Annotated in this window: 14 protein-coding genes and 1 riboswitch; of the genes, 10 read left to right on the top strand and 4 right to left on the bottom strand. The window is 49.2% G+C overall.

The genetic code is table 11. From position 1 onward, the window contains the following. Positions 1 to 3: 3 nt before the first annotated feature. The gene (locus tag DVO77_RS09455; protein ID WP_119978154.1) at positions 4 to 636 is read left to right on the top strand and encodes a flavin reductase family protein; all 633 of its coding nucleotides are present in this window, start codon (positions 4 to 6) and stop codon (positions 634 to 636) included. 69 nt (positions 637 to 705) lie between these two features. Here DVO77_RS09455 and DVO77_RS09450 read toward each other — a convergent pair whose 3' ends face one another. Both DVO77_RS09450 and dauA read right to left on the bottom strand, forming a co-directional pair. Beyond that, positions 706 to 2,172, bottom strand: a complete 1,467-nt coding sequence (locus tag DVO77_RS09450; RefSeq protein ID WP_119978153.1) for a carbon starvation CstA family protein — start codon at positions 2,170 to 2,172, stop codon at positions 706 to 708. A 329-nt stretch (positions 2,173 to 2,501) separates the two neighbouring features. After that, on the bottom strand, positions 2,502 to 4,190 hold the full coding sequence (gene dauA, locus DVO77_RS09445) for a C4-dicarboxylic acid transporter DauA (RefSeq protein ID WP_110457137.1): 1,689 nt from the start codon (positions 4,188 to 4,190) through the stop codon (positions 2,502 to 2,504). Between the two features lie 585 nt (positions 4,191 to 4,775). Further along, positions 4,776 to 4,909: riboswitch (glycine riboswitch) on the top strand. Positions 4,910 to 5,063: 154 nt separating this feature from the next. Here dauA and DVO77_RS09440 point away from each other — a divergent pair. Continuing rightward, positions 5,064 to 6,434: an alanine/glycine:cation symporter family protein gene (locus tag DVO77_RS09440; RefSeq protein WP_119978152.1), complete on the top strand. Its 1,371-nt coding sequence runs from the start codon at positions 5,064 to 5,066 to the stop codon at positions 6,432 to 6,434. Positions 6,435 to 6,517: 83 nt separating this feature from the next. Here DVO77_RS09440 and fliB read toward each other — a convergent pair whose 3' ends face one another. After that, positions 6,518 to 7,699 carry a flagellin lysine-N-methylase gene (gene fliB / locus DVO77_RS09435; RefSeq protein WP_119978151.1) on the bottom strand — a complete coding sequence of 394 codons (1,182 nt, stop codon included), beginning with the start codon at positions 7,697 to 7,699 and terminating at the stop codon, positions 6,518 to 6,520. Positions 7,700 to 8,124: 425 nt separating this feature from the next. Here fliB and DVO77_RS09430 point away from each other — a divergent pair, with 425 nt between their 5' ends. From DVO77_RS09430 to DVO77_RS09390, 8 genes are all read left to right on the top strand, one after another. After that, complete coding sequence (locus DVO77_RS09430; RefSeq protein ID WP_110457134.1) at positions 8,125 to 8,793, top strand: ABC transporter ATP-binding protein; 669 nt, start codon at positions 8,125 to 8,127, stop codon at positions 8,791 to 8,793. Beyond that, on the top strand, positions 8,786 to 11,308 hold the full coding sequence (locus DVO77_RS09425) for an ABC transporter permease (protein WP_119978150.1): 2,523 nt from the start codon (positions 8,786 to 8,788) through the stop codon (positions 11,306 to 11,308). The genes DVO77_RS09430 and DVO77_RS09425 overlap by 8 nt, the downstream gene beginning before the upstream one ends. Then, the gene (locus DVO77_RS09420) at positions 11,305 to 12,414 is read left to right on the top strand and encodes a lipocalin-like domain-containing protein (RefSeq protein ID WP_119978149.1); all 1,110 of its coding nucleotides are present in this window, start codon (positions 11,305 to 11,307) and stop codon (positions 12,412 to 12,414) included. Before DVO77_RS09425 ends, DVO77_RS09420 begins: the two co-directional genes overlap by 4 nt. A gap of 489 nt (positions 12,415 to 12,903) precedes the next feature. Further along, positions 12,904 to 13,173, top strand: a complete 270-nt coding sequence (locus tag DVO77_RS09415) for a chaperone NapD (RefSeq protein WP_119978148.1) — start codon at positions 12,904 to 12,906, stop codon at positions 13,171 to 13,173. Continuing rightward, positions 13,170 to 15,653 carry a nitrate reductase catalytic subunit NapA gene (gene napA / locus DVO77_RS09410; protein ID WP_119978147.1) on the top strand — a complete coding sequence of 828 codons (2,484 nt, stop codon included), beginning with the start codon at positions 13,170 to 13,172 and terminating at the stop codon, positions 15,651 to 15,653. Before DVO77_RS09415 ends, napA begins: the two co-directional genes overlap by 4 nt. 30 nt (positions 15,654 to 15,683) lie before the next feature. After that, entirely contained in the window at positions 15,684 to 16,106 is a 423-nt protein-coding gene (locus DVO77_RS09405) for a nitrate reductase cytochrome c-type subunit (protein WP_119978146.1), read from the top strand. 921 nt (positions 16,107 to 17,027) lie between these two features. Next, positions 17,028 to 18,041 carry a plasmid segregation protein ParM domain-containing protein gene (gene parM / locus DVO77_RS09395; RefSeq protein ID WP_119978144.1) on the top strand — a complete coding sequence of 338 codons (1,014 nt, stop codon included), beginning with the start codon at positions 17,028 to 17,030 and terminating at the stop codon, positions 18,039 to 18,041. Positions 18,042 to 18,050: 9 nt separating this feature from the next. Then, positions 18,051 to 18,719 (top strand): hypothetical protein, encoded by a 669-nt coding sequence (locus tag DVO77_RS09390; RefSeq protein ID WP_119978143.1) that lies wholly within the window; start codon positions 18,051 to 18,053, stop codon positions 18,717 to 18,719. A gap of 66 nt (positions 18,720 to 18,785) precedes the next feature. On the opposite strand, the gene DVO77_RS09385 is transcribed toward DVO77_RS09390, so the two are convergent. Beyond that, the gene (locus DVO77_RS09385) at positions 18,786 to 20,222 is read right to left on the bottom strand and encodes an OmpA family protein (protein WP_119978142.1); all 1,437 of its coding nucleotides are present in this window, start codon (positions 20,220 to 20,222) and stop codon (positions 18,786 to 18,788) included. Between the last annotated feature and the right edge of the window lie 67 nt (positions 20,223 to 20,289).

Genomic DNA, 20,289 nt, shown 5'->3' with positions numbered 1-20,289 from the left:
AATATGAGTACAGGTGAGCGCTACTATTACGAACCTCGCAACGGCCACGGTCTAGCCCATGACCCCTTAAACGCCATTATAGGCCCACGCCCTATTGGGTGGATCGCCTCACGCAATGCCCAAGGTCGCCGCAATCTGGCACCTTATAGTTTTTTTAACTGCTTTAACTATCATCCGCCCATCATCGGCTTTGCCAGCGTCGGCTATAAAGACAGCGTGGCCAATATTGTCGATACGGGTGAATTTGTCTGGAACTTGGCCACGCGCCCCTTGGCCGAGCAGATGAACCAAACTTCGGCGGCGTTACCCCATGGGCGCGATGAGTTTGAGTTTGCTGGGTTAACTCCCGTCCCGGGCGTTCTCGTGGCGGCAGATAGGGTGGCACAAAGCCCAGTGAATTTTGAGTGTAAACTAGCGCAATGCATTCAACTGCAGGCGGCTAATGGGGACAAAATTAATACTTGGTTAGTCCTTGGCGAGGTGGTTGCTGTGCATATTGCGCCGCATCTGCTTGACGCTCAGGGAGTGTATCAAACCGCGCTGGCCGAGCCAATACTGCGGGCCGGTGGCCCATCGGCCTATTACGGCATTTCAGAAGCGCTGCGGTTCGACTTAACCCGCCCCACTGTATTTTAATCATACTAGACATAAAAAAACCGCCCCATGCAACATGGAGCGGTTGTTAACGAGAGTCACTCAGACTGCTTATGCAATGGCGACCTTACGTCTTCTGTCTGCGATGATAATACCAACCAAGGAGATCACCCCTGCCGCAATACCTATGGGCTGACTTAATGACTGCTCAAGCCCTAACCCGATACCAGCTGTAGCGATATAAGAGACGGTTACACTGGTCCCCACGATAGCGGGTAAACTCACGATCCAGTGGATGGTGCCACGATCAAACAGATATTTAGTCGCTAGCCACAATACACTGGTCGATAACAGCATGTTAGAGAAAGCAAAATAACGCCAGATCAGAGAAAAGTCTATTTTCGTCATAAAGTAAGCAATAACCAGAATAGGCAAGGCCACCAAGAGACGATTACGAATACTTTGTGGGATCTTAAACGCATCGATAATGGTTAATCGCAGTGAGCGAAATGCTGTATCACCCGAGGTGATAGGAAACACCGCCACGGCAATAATCGCCATAATACCACCAGCAACCCCTAAGTAAGTGGACGCCACCTGATTAACCACTAAGCCTGGGCCGCCAGCATCGAGAATGCTTTTTAGCTCAACATAGCCACCAGGGAATGCGGCAATACCCGCCATTGCCCATACGCACGCCACAATACCTTCTGACATCATTGCGCCGTAGTACACTGGACGCACATATTTTTCATTGGTTAGACAGCGCGCCATGATAGGTGCCTGAGTCGAGTGGAAACCACTGATCGCGCCACAAGTAATGGTCACAAACAACAGTGGCCAAACAGGTAAACCATCAGGGTTGGGGGCCAATAGATCGTTGTTGTAATGGCTGTGATCGAAGTAAGCAAATATATCGCCCATCTCTGGTAGTTGTGGGGCATTAAACAGCAATGCCACCGCAATCGATACTGTCATTACAATCATTAATAGCCCGAAGAATGGGTAAAGTTTAGTGATGATTTTATCGATAGGCAGTAAGGTCGCGAGGAAGTAATACCCCAAGATCAATAATACCCAGAAGGTATTATTGGCAAAAATAGTGTCTTTGAAAAAATCCAGATTACTTAACAATCCCGCTGGACTCATGATAAACACTACGCCAACAAAAAACAGCAGCATGGCGGTAAAGAGCAGCATTACACCTTTAAAGTAAATATTAAAATAGTGACCAGCTATCTCAGGCAGACTCTTGCCATCCTCTTTGATGCTTAACACACCAGAGAAATAGTCATGCACCGCACCACCAATAATGTTACCCAGTACAATCCAGACTAGCGCCACAGGACCATATAACGCGCCTAAGATAGGACCAAAAATCGGCCCCACACCAGCAACGTTCAGAAATTGAATTAAAAAAGCTTTAGCAGGATGAACTTCGACATAATCGACACCATCATTAAAACGAGATTGCGGGGTTTCTGCATTGGGATCGATACCCGCCTGACGTTCTACAAAGGGACTGTAAAATTTATAGGCCAGTATGAGTAACGCAATACAAATAAAGAATATGAGCATTGTTATCACCATCCATATTTATGAGTAAGTTATAATTATTATATATTTTCAGTGACTTATATTGAGCCGCCTACTGGCTAAAGGTCGTATTGCTCACCAGCCCGGTAACCGAGTGACACCCAATTTATGCCGCTATTATTGCAATAAACCTGCAAACAACTTGCGTTGCAGATGCTGAATCCTACTACAGCGACGCAAGAAATAACATTAGTGATAACGACTAGCAACATTAAATAGTTAATTATTAATAACCGACTTTCATTGCAACAACGGCGAACAAGTAGAATTAAACAGCTTACATAACAGCAACATAAGCGATATATAATCCATTAGCACAGGGGTTTGGCGAGCGTTAAACTGTCCTCAAGGTGGCGCGCGTAGGCCACCTTCCCCTGACGCTTTCTTATGCCTGCGCGACGTAATTTAAGGATCATTCTTGGCTGCAGATTGTTAATGATAAGCGCCACATTTTTGCTCTCTAGTTGCTGAGCTATCGATTCCATCGCGACAATGGCACTCATATCGAGCAAGGTGACATGGGACATATCTAAAATCACCACTCGTACGTCGGGGCGTACCGCCGTGATGGTTTGCAGCGCCTTTTGCGCCGAGCCAAAAAACAGCGGCCCATCGATATCGTAAATAACCACTTGCTCAGGAATCGCATAATGTTCGTGGTCGAGCTTCATCGCTTTAGGACCACTCAAACTAATGCTGCGGCGGATAAACAATATCGCCGCCATCCCCATACCGACTGCAACGGCAATGGTCATATCAAATAACACTGTCAGTAAAAAACAGGCGAGTAAAATCACCACATCGTCTCTAGGCGCGATCTTGAGCGTGCGCATAAAATGGCGCGCCTCACTCATATTCCAGGCAACCACTAACAGTAACGCCGCCATCGACGCCATCGGAATATAGGCCAATAACGGTGACAACATTAAGATGCTTAATAAGATAAACCCGCTATGCACCACGGCCGACAGCGGCAAGCTCCCCCCCGCCTTCACATTCGCCGCCGTGCGGGCGATGGCCGCCGTAGCTGGGATCCCCCCAAACAGGGGCGCTACCATGTTACCTATCCCCTGACCAATCAGTTCATCATTAGAGTGATGCCGTTTGCCCGACATGCCATCGGCTACCACCGCACATAACAAAGACTCTAATGCGCCTAATATGGCGATGGTGATAGCTGAAGGTAGCAGCTGCCTAATCAGCTCAAAACTCAATCCTATGGGAGCGCCACTGGCATCGGGCAGCGCCCATGGCCAGGTAAAGCTGGGCAATAATGGCGGGATCCCTTGCCCTGCCACCCCAGCAATTTCATAATGAAAACGGCTACCTATGGTCGCCACACTAAAATCGGTTAGCCCTTGGGTTAACAACCACGCCACGAGGGCGCCAACGGTCAGTGCCACTAAGTGTGCCGGTATTTTTGAACGCAACTTTGGCCACAGCAATAACACCATTAAGGTGATTGTACCAATTAAGGTTTCCTGCCAAGTGATACTCGAAAATGCCGAGCCTATGGCCGACACCTGTTGTAAATAGTGCCCTTCTACAGGCGCCACACTCAGACCAAAAAAGTCTTTAATTTGTAATGTGGCGATCACCACCCCGATACCAGCGGTAAAGCCTATCGTGACAGGATAGGGCACTATTTCAATCAGCCTACCCAGTCGCGCCATGCCCATCAGCACTAAAATCATGCCCGCCATAAAACCGCTCAGCAGCAAACCGCCTAAGCCAAACTGCTGTACTATCGGCAGCAAAATCACCACAAAGGCCGCTGTTGGCCCCGAAATATTGACTTTAGAGCCCCCGGTAATGGCGATAATTGCCCCAGCGACCATAGCGGTATACAGGCCATGCTGCGGCGGCACACCGCTAGCAATAGCCAGTGCCATAGATAAGGGCAGCGCGATGACACCAACGGTTAAGCCCGCCAACACATTGGCTTGCAACTCGGCGCCAGACAGCGATTTACTCAATGATTTTTTCAGTGCTGATAACATCTTAATCCCGATAATCTAGCGCTAACGCTTGCAACACACTAACGGGCTATCGAGTGTAATGAGTCGAGATCACGGCTTGTTTGCGCGAGGGCAAGTTTGGGCAAGTCAATGAGGTGACGATACACCTTAGAGTCTCTGTGTGCGAAAAAGCAACAACGCTTAGCAACATAAGAGTTTTATAACCACGGTGTGATTATGGTTTTTATTGTAAACCTACAGCAAGCATAGATGTAAGGGGCTAGGCATAAATAATTTATATCTGAGGCTTTAAGCCTAGATTAACGCCAAGATTAACCAAGGTCATTAACTGCTATTGACACCCGCTCAAAAAATCAGCGAGCGGCCGAGATAATACACAAATGTGAAATTACACCCTTGAGCCACAACCGCAATTAGCGCATGATATCACCCCCTTTACAGACTCAAGTGGTATCACTTCATCTGTAAAAGGGATCCGTTCGGATGAAGGTAGCAGGAGAGCGGGGATTAACCCCACACCGACGAGGCAACTCTGCATGCATAAGCTCAGCGCTTAACGTACAGAGCACTCTTTCAGGTACCACTTATGTGGTGAGGACTGTTACTGGACGAGCCTCTGGAGAGACTGTGCACAGATAGGTGAGCGTTTGCCTAAATATGACACAGCGCCGAAGGCGAAAGTGGCGATGGTATCAATCCATTACCGCGAAACGCTCAGGCAAAAGGACAGAGGAGAGGATGACTGTATGCGTCGTCATTTGCCGCTGCCCACTTTTTGCCATCGCTTGGCCGAAACAGCACATCTGCACTTTACGATACCGAAATTCAGCCATTTCTTTTCCTCCTCCGATTATTAAGACGAATCGTCAAGCAGTTTAATACTCGAGGAACAACATGAACTTTCACGCTTTACTCACAGATATCAATGCCATTGTATGGGGCCCCATTACCCTATGTTTATTGGTTGGTACCGGTCTATACCTCACTCTGCGACTGCGGCTATTACAGGTGTTTAAATTACCCTTGGCGTTAAGCCTGCTATTTAAGCCCGCCAGCGGTAAAGGGGATCTGTCATCTTTTGCAGCGCTGTGCACCGCCCTATCGGCCACCATAGGTACAGGTAATATTGTTGGCGTCGCTACCGCCATAAAAATTGGTGGACCTGGCGCTCTCTTTTGGATGTGGCTAGCCGCTTTTTTTGGCATGGCGACCAAGTACGCCGAATGCATGCTGGCGGTGAAATACCGCACGGTCGATGAACGTGGCAATATTGCCGGTGGCCCCATGTACTATATTGAACGCGGCTTGGGGCTACCTTGGCTGGCAAAACTCTTTGCCCTATTTGGTATTGGCGTGGCTTTCTTTGGGATCGGCACCTTCGCCCAAGTCAATGCGATTAGCGATGCCTTAACCATTGCCTTCGACGTCCCCACTTGGGGGACCGCCTTGGTCTTAACCTTGTTAGTCGCCGCTGTCACCTTGGGCGGGGTTAAACGCATCGCCAATGTCGCACAAAAGTTAGTACCCACTATGGCGATAGGCTATGTATTGGCTTGCATCTGGATTTTATTTAGCTTCTCAGAGCAAATAATCCCAGCCTTTGAATTGGTATTGCACTCAGCTTTCACTCCGATCTCGGCCGCCGGAGGTTTCCTTGGCGCTACTGTGGCCCAAGCACTGCAAATTGGTATTGCTCGCGGGGTATTTTCCAATGAGTCTGGTCTAGGGAGTGCGCCCATTGCCGCCGCGGCGGCAAAAACCAACGAGCCGGTTGAGCAAGGGCTGGTGAGCATGACGGGCACGTTTTTCGACACCATCTTAATTTGTACCATGACAGGCTTAGTGTTGATCATCACCGGCGTCTGGAATGGCGACACTGCTGGCGCCGCCATGACTAGCGCCGCATTTGCCTCTGGTGGCTCGGTCATCGTCGGTCAATATGTGGTGACTATCGCGCTGGTCTGTTTTGCCTTTACTACTATCTTGGGCTGGCACTATTATGGCGAACGCTGCTGGCACTACCTCACGGGTAACCGCCTCGGCCAGCATGGCATTAAAATCTATCAATGGTTATTTTTAGGCTTAATCGCCGCCGGCGCCTTTATCCAACTGGACTTAATTTGGATGCTGGCCGATACCGTCAATGGCCTAATGGCGATCCCTAACCTCATTGCGATCATCGGCTTAAGAGATGTGATTCTGGCAGAAACTCGCCACTACTTTGCTAAACGCAAACAGCTTATCGTTGAGCAAATTACTGCGTAGGTTCATTAGTTCAATGCATTATCTCGGTTACCCCCAATAAAAATGGGGCATAATTGCCCCATTTTTGATCTTACTACCTCAGACTACGGCTGAGTTTTTAATAGATTTATCACCGCAGGCACCGACTCAATCTCACACTCTCGCATCACCTCTTCAATAGTTTGTGCCATAACTGGACGATGCTGCCTGACCACCTGATAGATCTGAAAACACAAGATGATGTCACTCTCAGTAAGCTGCTTATGCTGGTGCGCCATCGCCGAGAGATAACTGCGCATGATAAAGCAATCGAGCACCAACAACCTAAAGGCCTTCAGCGGCGCCTCTTCGCCAAGCAGAGGAAAGTGATGATGAAAAATGGCGTAGAGAATATAACGCTCAAACAGATCGCCATGCTCACCTAAGGCGGGGAGCGCAATAGCATTCCACGCCTGATTCATGGCCGCGACACTAAACTCGTTGTCTTCATTGCAGATGGCCGATACCGCCTCGTTTAAGCGAGTAAAACGCGCCCTTGTGGCCCGAGAGTGAATTTTACAAAAAGTAGAATGAATACCCAAAAAGGCGTGCGACTGCGGGATAGGGGCATAAGGCAATTTAGCGTATTGCTCGACCAATAATCCCGCCTCGGCAAATTGCTTCAGTTGTAAAAAACGCTCATCGAGGGCGCTATCGGGTAACAGGCCCGCTCGCACCTCTTCACTGGTTTTCAGTAATAAACCAATGGCCAGCAGCGCCGGCTCCCAATCGAGCCCTAAGCCAGCTAATAATTCTAGGCTGTACTCATGGCTTTTTTCGAGCCATACCGGAGAGGGCTTAACTACCGCCTTATTTCCACTCTTTTGCACATCAAATTGAAATGCATCGGGATGAAACAACACGATACGCGCGACTTCAGGGCAAGACATACTCAGCGAGCGGTACTTATTACCACCAACAAGACGGTCAAGTTTAGGATAAGTCTTACAGGTGTCGCTCAAGGCCGCTTCACCAGCATGCTTATGAATATTACACAGTTTTTTTTCATCGAGAAACGGACAGCCTCCCTGCTCATCAAGCTTAATGGCGGCCCAATTCGCCGCATTCTTTTTCACCTCGGTAAAGGCTATCTTGGCAAGCGAGGCAAACTGAGGATGGCTAACGGTTTTTTTATAGCTTTTCTTATCAAACGTAATGGTCCAGTCATTACAGCAACTGTCCTCACACTCAGGGCCGACACAGTTAAATAGACTGACATAATTAGGTTTGATCACAAGATTGTTCATGGGGCCACTTACTTACGCTTAAATTTTCGCTAAAGGTAACAAGAAAGTAGGATCATCCACAAGCTCAATTCATAGAGAATGCGTCATTCCACAGGTGTTCAGAGGTGTTCAGAGGTGTTCAGAGGTGATTAATATGCCAAATTTGCTCAACCATCGCTATTTGCATTAGTACCTTAATAAAAGCAATAAATTAAAACCATTATGGACACTGGCATTTATTATCATTTTATGCAGTTCAACCAAAGTCGATCTTTTATCGATTATCCTTCGTATAACCCCACGGTCTTAATCAGCCACTTATTTGATGCAATCGACAATCAATGCAATTAGAAGATGAATGTTAAATTGCATTGTGTTACCAATATCTTACTCGCGCATTATTTAACCAGAGCTTGCCGCTATGGTGATGTACTACAGGAGTTGTGATGAGTACAAGCGTTATTACGCTGGATAAGATCTGCAAAGGATTTACCGACGGCGATAAGTTTCATCAGGTACTCGATCATGTCGATTTACACCTGCAGCGAGGCGACACCGTTGCCTTAACTGGCCCCAGTGGCTGCGGTAAAAGCACCTTACTCAATATTATTGCCGGCTTTGAGCGGCCGACCTCGGGCACCTTATCCCTTTTGGGAGCGCCAACTACCCAGTGGAATGATGCGCGTTGGAGTGAGTTTCGCCACCAGCAACTAGGGGTTGTTTTTCAGCAATTTAATCTGCTCACCCCGCTTAATGTTGAGGACAATATCGCTTTCCCCTTGCACCTCAATAACGAGCGCTGGACCCCTTGGTGCGATCACCTAGTCGACACCTTAGGGCTTTGCGCCTTGCGTAAACGCCATGTCGAAACCCTGTCTGGCGGACAACAGCAGCGCGTGGCCATTGCAAGGGCGCTGGCACATAAACCTGCGCTGTTACTCGCCGATGAACCCACGGGCAATTTAGATCAACAGGCCAGCCTTGAGGTAATGCGCCTGATTTGCGCTCTCGCGGCTGAACACCACACCAGTATTTTAATGGTCACCCATAGCCAAGAGTGCGCCGAGTTTATGCAGCGCCGCTGGCACCTGGATCTGGGCAAGGTTCATGAATAACCCACCCAGTGGCCGTCACATAGGTAATCCTCACCCCCTAAAAGGTTGGCAGCTCACCCTGCGGGTGTTCTTGGCGCATTATCGACAATCACCGCTGCAAGCGGGCGCGATTATTATCGGTATTATCCTCGCGGTCACCCTGCTTACTGGCGTGCGCGCCACCAATGAAAATGCGATCAACAGCTATAGTAACGCCACCGAACTGTTAAGCCAGCAAGCTAAGTGGTTTATCACCCCACTGCCTAATACCCCCTTAAATGAACAGCTCTATTTTACCTTGCGCCAACAGGGGATCACCCACAGTCTGGCGGTAGTGCAAGGCATGTTGGTGGACGAACAGGCACGGCGCTGGCAAGTACAAGGTAGCGACATCATCGCCGCCATGAGCGCAGCAAGTAGTCATAGTTCAAATGACGAGAACGCCTCAAGTCGGCATCGCTTTAACGGTGACGCGCTGCCACTGGCAAAACTTATCGCTGGCGAGCCTATCGTATTAATGAGTCAATCAAACGCCAAGCAGCTCAATCAACCTACGTTGACTGTCGAGGGGCAAACGCTCAATGTTATCGCTGTGGATGACCAGCTTAATTTAGGCAACCGCCTACTGATGGATATCTCGCTGGCACAGCAACTGCTCAATAAACCGCAGCAACTGAGTTATATCGCCATTTTTAACGATGTTAGCGCACAAAAAGTCCAAATAGAGCAGTGGCTTGAGAATAAGGCTCATCTCAGCCCAAGTGACAATGGCGATAGCATGAAGGCGCTCACGAACAGCTTTCACCTTAACCTCACCGCCATGAGCCTACTGGCCTTTATTGTCGGCCTGTTTATCGCTTATAACGGCGTGCGTTACAGCCTGCTTAAACGTAAACGGCTGATCACTCAGTTGCAGCAGCAAGGCATCATGAAACTGTCAATCATGTCGGCACTCGCGAGCGAGCTGCTGCTGTTGGTTGTGGTAGGTTCGCTGATCGGATTTATTGGCGGTTTGCAGCTTAGTTATTGGTTACAGCCTATGGTCTCAGTGACCCTAGAGCAGCTCTATGGGGCCACCATTTTACCGGGAATATGGCAATGGCAATGGCTCGCTCAGGCGACCTTGTTAACCTTTATCGCCGCCTTACTGGCCTGTAGCTCGCTGTTTATCGAGCTGCTGCGCCAACCGCTGGCCCAGAGCGCCGGGCAATTTAATCAACAAGCCAGTGCCCATCGTGCCCATAAGCGGCAGCTATGGGTGTCGTTGTGCTTGGCAGCAGTGGCCTTAATTGGCATGGCATTAACCGATCATTACCGGATCACCATGGCGTTATTAGGCTTAGTGGTGCTCAGTATCCCGCTGGCCTTGCCTTGGTTATTACAGCAATTAATTCAAGTTATTGAGCGCGTGGCACCCAAAGGGTTAGTCGGTTATCAAATAGCCGAGACCAAGGAGCTTATCCCACCGCTCTCCCTCGCCATGATGGCCATGCTGCTGGCACTAACGGCTAATATTTCGATGAATAGCCTAGTGGGCAGTTTCGAACTCACGCTCAAACAGTGGCTCAACGCGCGTTTGCATGCCGACCTTTATATCCGCCCACCAAGCAGCCAGATGCAGCAAATTGAAGCCTATTTAGCCGCCGATAAACAGGTCACAGGCATTTATCAGCAGTGGTCGATTAAGAGCCGCGCTAAGCAGCAGCCTATCTACTTAGTCGCCCGTGATGACTACTCTGTTGAACACACCACAGTGCTTAAAACCGCTGTCGATAACTTGTGGCAGCGCTTTTTAACCGGTGATGTGGTGATGGTCAGTGAACCTTTTGCCATCAAACACCAGCTGGGGTTAAACGACACGATTAAGGTCGATGTGCTTGGCGATAGTCCCCTTACCGTGGGGGCGATTTACTACGACTATGGTAACCCCTATGGCGAGGTCATCGTCTCTACTGTCACCTGGCACCAAGCCAAGCTGTCCACCTTACCCATTAGCTTAGCGGTGACCTATCAAGGCGACTTAACCCAATTGAGCCAAGGCTTGATGCAAAAGTTTTCGCTATCAGATGCACTGATATACAGCCAAGCCCGTATTAAGGCGCAAGCGGTAGAGATGTTTAAACGCACTTTTTCCATTACTAAGGTGCTTAATAGCTTAACCTTATTGGTGGCCGCCATTGGGTTGTTTAGCGCCTGTTATATGTTGACCCAAGCCCGTATGGCGCCGATTGCACGCCTGTACACCTTAGGGGTTAATCGCCGCCAGCTCTCCCTTATGGTCACCAGCCAAATGCTGTTAATGGTCATACTCACCTGTATTGTTGCCCTGCCGACTGGCGCGCTACTAGGCTACTTGCTGATCAATAAAGTGACCCTACAAGCCTTTGGTTGGAGCATCGCCATGATATGGGATTGGCAAGCCTACTTCGAAGTGACTCTGCTCGCCCTAGTCGCTAGTGGCTTTGCCGTAGCACTGCCCTTGTATCAGCAAACTCGCCGCCCTCTCATCAGTAGCCTACAGAGTGATGTGTTATGACGCTATTATCCTCGCCCCGCGCGGGCCTGTTCACCCTATTACTCTTACTGCTTGGCTGCGATGCACCAGACACCAAGCCTCAAAGCGCAATGGGCTCACTGATGGGCGATAATCTACAGGGCTATACTCAGGTCACCCCTGGGCAAACCCTGCGCTTTCCTGAAGATCACCAAGCCCATAACGATTTTCGCCAAGAGTGGTGGTATTTGACCGCCAACCTCACCACGGCATCGGGCCAACCTCTGGGGCTGCAATGGACACAATTTAGGATAGCCCTATCGCCCAAAACGAGTGAATCCTCATCAGTCTGGGCCACCAACCAGCTGTATATGGCCCACAGCGCGGTGACCACCGCCCAGCAACATGTGGCTAAAGAGCGCTGGGCACGGGCTCAACCTCAATTAGCCGGCAGCGATGCGGCGCCATTGGCGATTAAACTCGACAACTGGCTGTGGCAGAGTCAAAGCCAAGACCTGTTTCCGGCAACCTTAACCGTCAGCGATGAGCAGCTCAGTTATCGATTGGCACTTAACACTAGCGCCCCTTATCAATTACAGGGCGATAAGGGCTACAGCATTAAAAGCGGTGATGGCAGCGTAGCCTCTTATTACTACAGCCAGCCTTTCATCCAAGTCACTGGCGAAGTCACCCTAGAGGGTAAGTCGGTTAATGTCTCAGGCGACGCTTGGCTCGACAGAGAGTGGAGTTCACAGTTCCTCAATAAACATCAACAAGGCTGGGATTGGTTTGCGCTGCGTTTAGACGATGGCTCGGCGCTGATGCTGTTTCAATTGCGCAGCGACGATAATCAGGCGAGTCATTTCTACAGCGCCAGACGCATGTATGCCGATGGCAGCGGGCGTAATATCGACTCCACCAGCGCCCCCACAGACATTAAAATGACGCCCACCGACTGGCAGCAAACGCCGTCGGGGCGATACCCTGTGGGTTGGCGCATCGCCATTGCAAGTGAACAACTGCAACTGACGATTAAGCCGTTAAATCGTGACAGCCATATGCCACTGAGCGTGAGCTATTGGGAAGGCCCCATTAGCATATCGGGCAGTCATCAAGGCACTGGCTATATGGAGCTAACAGGCTATTAGCCGATAGCGAATAGCATAATGAAAAGTACAATGACTAGCCCAATATGCGTTATCACGCCCCGTGAACCCATTGGCCAGCAATGGCTCCCGCCATTTTTGGGCCCGCCGCCAGATAAAACAGTCACCCCGCCAAATAGATGACAACCTCGATTGATTGCATCGGTTCCTAGGCGCCTCCCTCATCTGCCCGCTCAAAAAATGCGACAAACCGCCCACTTAAGCGCCCTTATCTTGTTCACCACCACACTGGCGAATCGCCCATCGGCTTACTAAGCTGATTGATTACACCAATAGCGCGGTCCCCATAAATAACGAACTGAGTGTTAGGTCACGCTTAAAAACTTGATCTTGATCGACAAACCAATCAGTTACCTCTCAAGAGGTATACCCACAAAAATAACAAGGCTTAGACTCAATTTAACCCTAAAGCGGTCACTGTAACTAACCGACAGCGTTGGCTATCGTTACTGCGAATAACAAGGTAACCCCATGCGTCAGGAATACCATATCACCAGTTTAGTGGTACACGCTGCGCCAAGCGCAGTGGCACAAATTACCGCAGATATCGAGGCTTTAGCCGGCGCAGATATCCACGCTATCAGCGACCAAGCAAAGTTTGTGGTCACCCTAGAGGGTGAGTCACAAGCATCGATACTCAAAAACATCGAAGCCATTAACGCCCTCAACGGGGTGCTATCGAGCAGCCTTATCTATCATCAAGTTGAACCTGTAGAAGAAAAGAGTGAGGAAACACCATGAGCATTAGCCGCCGCGAGTTTCTCAAAGCCAACGCCGCAGTTGCCGCTGCCACCGCAGTGGGAGTCACTCTGCCAGTAAAGATCGTTGAAGCTGCAGAGCAAACAGACACCATCAAGTGGGATAAAGCCCCCTGCCGTTTTTGTGGCGTGGGATGTAGTGTATTAGTGGGCACCAATAACGGTAAAGTGGTTGCCACTAAGGGCGACCCAGAAAGTCCGGTTAACAAAGGCCTTAACTGCATTAAAGGCTACTTTCTATCAAAAATCATGTATGGCAAAGACAGACTCACTACGCCATTGCTGCGCATGAGAGACGGCCAATATCATAAAGAGGGCGAATTTACGCCCGTCAGTTGGGATGTCGCTTTAGATACCATGGCCGAAAAGTGGAAACACACCCTCAAAACCAAAGGGCCGACGGCGGTGGGCATGTTTGGCTCGGGCCAATGGACCATTTGGGAAGGTTACGCCGCCTCTAAACTGCACAAGGCCGGTTTTCTCAGCAACAACATCGACCCTAACGCGCGTCACTGTATGGCGTCTGCCGTGGTGGGCTTTATGCGCACCTTTGGTATCGATGAGCCCATGGGCTGTTATGACGACCTAGAAGCGGCCGACCACTTTGTATTGTGGGGCGCCAACATGGCCGAGATGCATCCCATTTTGTGGGCACGTTTGTCAGATCGCCGCCTCAGCAATGCCGATTGTCGGGTACATGTCTTATCTACCTTCGAAAACCGCAGCTTCGACCTCGCCGATAATCCCATGGTGTTTAAGCCGCAATCCGATCTGGTCATTCTGAACTACATAGCCAACTACATCATCCAAAATAATGCGGTTAACAAGGACTTTGTTAACAAACACACTAAATTTGCCTTAGGCATCACAGATATAGGTTACGGCTTACGCCCTGAGCATCCGTTAGAGCAACAAGCCAAAAACCCAGGCAATGGTAAATCGACCGCCATTAGCTTCGATGAGTACGCTAAATTTGTCAGTACTTACACCCTAGAATACGCCGCAAAGATGAGTGGTGTTGAGCCTGAAAAACTCGAGATCATGGCCCAAGCCTATGCCGATCCCAATGTGAAAATCATGAGCCTATGGACCATGGGGATCAACCAGCACGTCCGTGGTGTATGGGCCAACAACATGCTCTACAACATCCACCTGTTGACGGGCAAGATCGCCACGCCCGGTAATAACCCTTTCTCACTCACAGGCCAACCTTCGGCTTGCGGTACCGCCCGTGAAGTGGGCACCTTTGCCCACCGTCTGCCCGCCGACATGGTGGTGACCAATCCCGAGCATAGGGCCATCGCAGAGAAACATTGGCAGTTGCCCGAAGGCACCATTCCGCCCAAGCCCGGTTATCACGCCGTATTGCAAAGCCGTATGCTTAAAGATGGCAAGCTCAACTGCTATTGGACCATGTGCACCAACAACATGCAGGCGGGCCCCAATATTAACGAGGAGATCTACCCCGGCTTCCGCAACCCAGACAATTTCATTGTGGTATCTGACCCATATCCAACCGTCACCGCCATGGCAGCAGACTTGATTCTGCCAACGGCCATGTGGGTAGAAAAAGAGGGGGCTTATGGTAATGCCGAGCGCCGCACCCATATGTGGCATCAGCAAGTCAAAGCGCCTGAAGGGGCTAAGTCAGACTTATGGCAATTAATTGAGTTTTCGAAGCGCTTTACAGTGTCAGAAGTATGGCCAGCAGAGCTGATAACCAAAAAGCCTGAGTACGCCGATAAGACCCTGTATGAGGTGTTATTTGCCAACGGTGTTGTCAACAAGTTCCCGCAGTCTGACTGCAAAGGCGAGCTGAATGATGAGTCGGCGGCCGTGGGTTACTATCTGCAAAAAGGCCTGTTCGAAGAGTATGCCCAGTTTGGGCGCGGCCATGGCCACGACTTGGCAGACTTTGATGCCTACCATGCCTCTCGCGGTTTGCGCTGGCCTGTCGTTAACGGCAAAGAAACCCTACGCCGCTTTGTCGAAGGTAGCGATCCTTACGTTAAGGCGGGAGAAGGCTTTAATTTCTACGGCCATCCCGATGGTAAAGCGGTGATTTTTGCCCTGCCTTATGAGCCCGCAGCCGAGGTGCCTAACAGCGAATATGACCTATGGATGTCAACCGGTCGCGTGCTAGAGCACTGGCATACCGGCTCCATGACTGCTCGCGTGCCTGAGCTGTATCGCGCCTATCCCGATGCACAAATTTTTATGCACCCCGAAGACGCCAAAGCCCGAGGCCTGCAGCGCGGCGATGAGGTCGTCGTTGCCTCACCTCGCGGTGAAGTCAAAACCCGCGTCGAAACCAAGGGCCGTAACAAGCCGCCAAGAGGCGTAGTGTTTATGCCGTTTTTCGATGCACGTCAGCTGGTGAATAAGCTCATGCTCGATGCGACCGATCCCTTATCGAAAGAGACCGATTACAAGAAGTGTCCAGTAAAAGTGATAAAAGCGTAATCGAATTGCCCTAAAGGCGGAGAACAACCAATGAAAAAAGTACTCACTTTAGTCGCGCTCATGGCGCTAGGTGCCTGCACTGGTCAGCAAACCCACAACACAGCTGAGCCTGTCAATATTAGTTCACTCGGAAGATCGAACATCACCGATGTCCGTCCAGCCGATGCAATGCCCATTTACCCTAAAAAGGGGGCATCAATCGAGCGTAGCTTTATCCACCAGCCGCCGCTGATCCCGCATAAAGCCGACTACAGCATCACCATTAAGAAAAATGGCTGCATGACTTGCCACAGTTCTGCAAAAGCCCAGCGCATGAAAGCTACGGAGATCCATTCGTCACACATTCTTGCTGACGATAAGCTTAATAACAAATACTTCAATTGTACTCAGTGTCACGTGCCACAAGCTGAAAATAAGCAGAAGTTAGTAGAAAATGATTTTTCGAACCAATAAGGTTCGAGTGACGAGATTAAACACTGAAAACTTAAAGACCACCTAGGGCCTGTTGAACTTTCAAGGTTGTTTTTGCAGCGAATGATGGGGTAGTTATACAAGGCAGAAGCTTTGTGGTGTAGTTATTCTACATAAATAGCTGAGAACGCAGTAGAAATACCCAACAAACGCTGCCCGAAAGGTTCGGCTAAAAATGTTTTACTCTTTGTTAAGTGAATTTTGCTTAGATGACTAGGCTGCAATCCACTCACCTTGATTAAAACGTTTTTGTCTCGAACTACATTCAACCAGCAAAGGGCAACAGGCTCTAGCAATAGATGGGTTTTTATTGCATTTGCAATATGGCAAAGTGTATTGAAAAGGTTCACCCTCATCGTGAGGGGTCACCTACCCCCGACGGTATTCTGCCGATGAATGCTGAGGGTTGTTTTCTGTAACGTCTAGCCGAGTTGTTACTTGGCGAACTATCTGAGGTCGAATCCTTCAATGGGAGTTAATTGCCTGCCGCAGGTGCAGTGCATGAAAGCGCCAATGTCGTGATAAACGACCTTGTTATTGGCTAGGCTTGTTTGAAAGCATACCTTCATGCTTGGTAATTGCCTGCCGCAGACTCAGGTGCAAGCGCTTTTTTGGCTCACTGCGGATACCTCCCTAAACGCTCCACGTCGGCATCCATGTGATCACGACATTCGTCTATCTAGATAGATCACCCCGCAGGCCATTAACAACAACGAAATGTCGACTTCAAACACGCTACTCCTCCCCATTAAGCCGAAGAAACAATACCGACACCTTCATTCTAAGGCCAATATGACTGAGTAGCCGACAGCACCACCTGAAATTAAATCAACAAAAGATTTCAGTTATGCGCCAATCGGGTCGTATTAACATGCAAAAATGGGTTTATTTTAAGGAACGGTAATGCATTCAAGCATGACAAAATTTGCTATCGATGATGGCTCTACTAATGTAAAAATCAGCTGGATTGAAGACGGCTTAGTGCGCAGCGTGACTTCTCCCAACTCTTTTCGTAAAGACTGGAAAAGTGCCGCTTTGCTTAATGACCGTAAGGTGTTTAACTATCAAATCGCCTCGACCAAATACACCTATGACGCGACATCAGATAAGGCATTGTCGACCACTCACGTTGCCTTCCAATATGACGACTTAAACCTGCTGTCGGTTCACCATGCATTGCTACAAACTGGCGTGAAACCGGGTCCTGTGAGCATTCTGGTCACACTGCCTATCACTGAGTACTACAAGGCCGATGACTGCCAGAAAAACGAAGAGAATATCGCCCGTAAGAAAGCTAACTTGATGCGAGACATCAGCCTCAATAAAGGCGAGTTATTCACCATTGTCGATGTTGAAGTGCTGCCAGAAAGCCTCCCTGCCGTGCTAACCACGCTGATGGATTCAGGTGTCAATGAATTTACTAAATCTTTGGTTATCGACTGTGGCGGCACCACCTTAGATATGGGCGTCATTGTTGGCGAGTTCGACGATGTGTCGGCCGTGTATGGCAACGCCGAGATTGGTGTCTCTATGGTGACCAACGCGGCAAGAAAGGCGCTGTCGGCAGCAGACAGCGATGCCAGCTACTTGGTCGCTAATGAGTTAATTAAGCGTCGCCATAATCGTGAGTTTGTTGAAGAAGTGATTAACGACATCAGCAAGGTCGATTGGGTACTAGAGCGCATCGAAGACAAGATAGCCGAACTTGGTGCCGCGGTAGCCTATGAGGCGAAAACCTTTACTCGTAACCCAAACCGGATCTATTTAGTCGGTGGCGGCGCTATGCTGATTGAAAGCGCGATCCGCAATGCCTATCCTTCACTGGGCGATAAAATTGTGATGGTAAAAGATCCTCAAGAAGCATTATCGAGAGAGATCTGTTGCTATCACGCCGCTACCCCAGCTGAATCGGTGTAAAGGATCATTATGCGGATTCGATTCAGTGTCGGGCTAGAACCAGAGGTCCACGACTCCCACGGCTATGCCATAAAAGTCTTAAGGCTATGGCAACAGCAGGAAAAAGCGCGTAATGATGAACCAGATGTCCTGCAGCAGCGCCGTATCCAGTTTCATCGAGACCTGTACCTATCTGGGTTATTCCTGCATGAATTGGCGCCACAGCTGCCATCAATGCTGAGCCAAACCTTGCTACAAGACAAGATAAACTGTCAAACCTTAGACGGCCAACTTCGCTCTGTCGGCCTCACTTTAGCCGCCGACGAGAATAAGGGGCTATCTGAGCCGCAGTGGCAAAAATTAACTGCGATGCTTGAGGGCGCAAGCGTGCCACAACAAACAAGCAACGTGGATTTTAGCGCTATTGAGCAGCAACTTGAGCAGTTACAACAGGGGCAGGCACAGTTAAGTGACCAGCTGAGTCAATTGCCCGCAGCAGAAACCGCGCAGCCACAAGCTGACTTCGCCACTCAGTTGAGTCAGCTTAAGCAAGGGCAAGATCAGTTAATGGCACAGATAAAGGCGCTGCGCAGTCAATTTGCACAAGCGCCAGCCACAGCCACGACTCCCGATGACACACCAAGCCTAACAACTCAGCTTGAACGTGCCAGCCGGGTGAAATCAAAAGGCCTGTGGTAGCCTCCATTACCTAATAACAATGAACCAATAGGTGCGCCTTACGGACGTTTAGCGCACCTATTAAGGTTACTTATTATCGGAGCGAAGTACCAACTCGACACGGCGATTAAGCTGCTTGCCTGCATCCTTGCTATTGTTTGCAACGGGGGCATATTCGCCAATCCCCTTGGCGGTGAGTTGTTGGTTGTTTATGCCGTGCTGACGTGTCAGTGCTTGCACTACTGCTTTAGCCCGCTTTTCCGATAACACTTGGTTGTAACTCTGCTTGCCTTGGTCATCGGTATGACCGATAACATAGAAGTCTTGCTTCGGGTGAGCCTTAAGATAACTTGCCACAATCGTTATCACTTCGGCGGCCTCCGGTAACATCTCATCGCTATCAAATTGAAATAATAGGCCGTCGAGTGCGACGTGACCCGTTTGTGCAATCTTGTCGGTTAGGCCTTCTAGATCAATAACTAATCTATCATCTACTAGGCTGGTTTCTTCAACGAGCTTAAGCTCGCTCCATAGGCCATTCTCGTAACCTATAATGTAGACCATGGCATGCACATTACCCTCGGGGCGAGCTAAGGTATAGAGAGAATAAAACTGATTTTCATCTCGCCCGATATGTGCAAATGTTTTAATGCGTGAATGAATATGTCGTGATTGACCACATTCATTCCCTTGGCAATGAAATCCGCGCACAAAACCGAGTTTTTCTAACGCCGCCTTGTAATTGGCATTGACTTCAAATTCAGAATAACCCCGAGGAAGTTTGTAGTTTATATCGGTGATCTTACCTTCAAGGGTTTTGATTTTGTGTTGACCTTTATCGACGCCATCGAACACCAAGGTTTGGCCAAATCCTTGTTGTAGGTAATCATGAATATAGGCACCGGGTAGTCTGGCTATCATGGGGTGATCGCTAGCGCCTTGCGTATCCTTACTCTTTCTGTCTTTAAATGACTCTTGCTCTACCGGTGCCCCGAGATAGACATGATTGATTGTTAACAGATCCAGTGGCTCATCGATCTCCTCGATAATATCCAGTTGTAGCCCAGCACCATTTTGCCAATTAGCCGCATAAACAGAGAGGTAAACTAGTTTGTTTTTAAGGGAGAGCTTAGCCGTGAGTAGCGCCGGAGCGTTTTTAGGAATATCGTGAAGCGGGCTCACTTGTTTCGATAGTTTGTTCTTGTTACCACAAGCATCTCGCTGACACTCAAACAGTATGTTGCCTCCTAGCTTTATAATTTGCGCTTTATAGTTATTAACCGCATGGCTAGGATCATAGCTGGTGGGCAGTTCATAATAGATGCGTTTTAGCTGCCCTGCATAAGTTTGAGTTTGGTATGCCCCTTTATCAATGCCTGAAATAAAGGCGAACGGAATATAATGACGGGTCTGCTTTTTATAAACCTTACTCTCGGCAAGCGGTGCGAAGGGCAGTAGCTCTGGCTCTGCTTGAGCGCTAACGGCTAAGGTACAACATAACGCTAATAACAGTTTTTTTATCATTGTATTTCCTTTTACAGTATATGGGCTAAAGGCAATTGATTGCCTATGCCGCTGAGTTCCCCAGACC

The organism is Shewanella algidipiscicola (assembly GCF_003605125.1).
GTDB classification, from domain to species: Bacteria; Pseudomonadota; Gammaproteobacteria; order Enterobacterales; family Shewanellaceae; genus Shewanella; species Shewanella algidipiscicola.
This window is presented reverse-complemented; position numbering and strand designations above follow the sequence as displayed.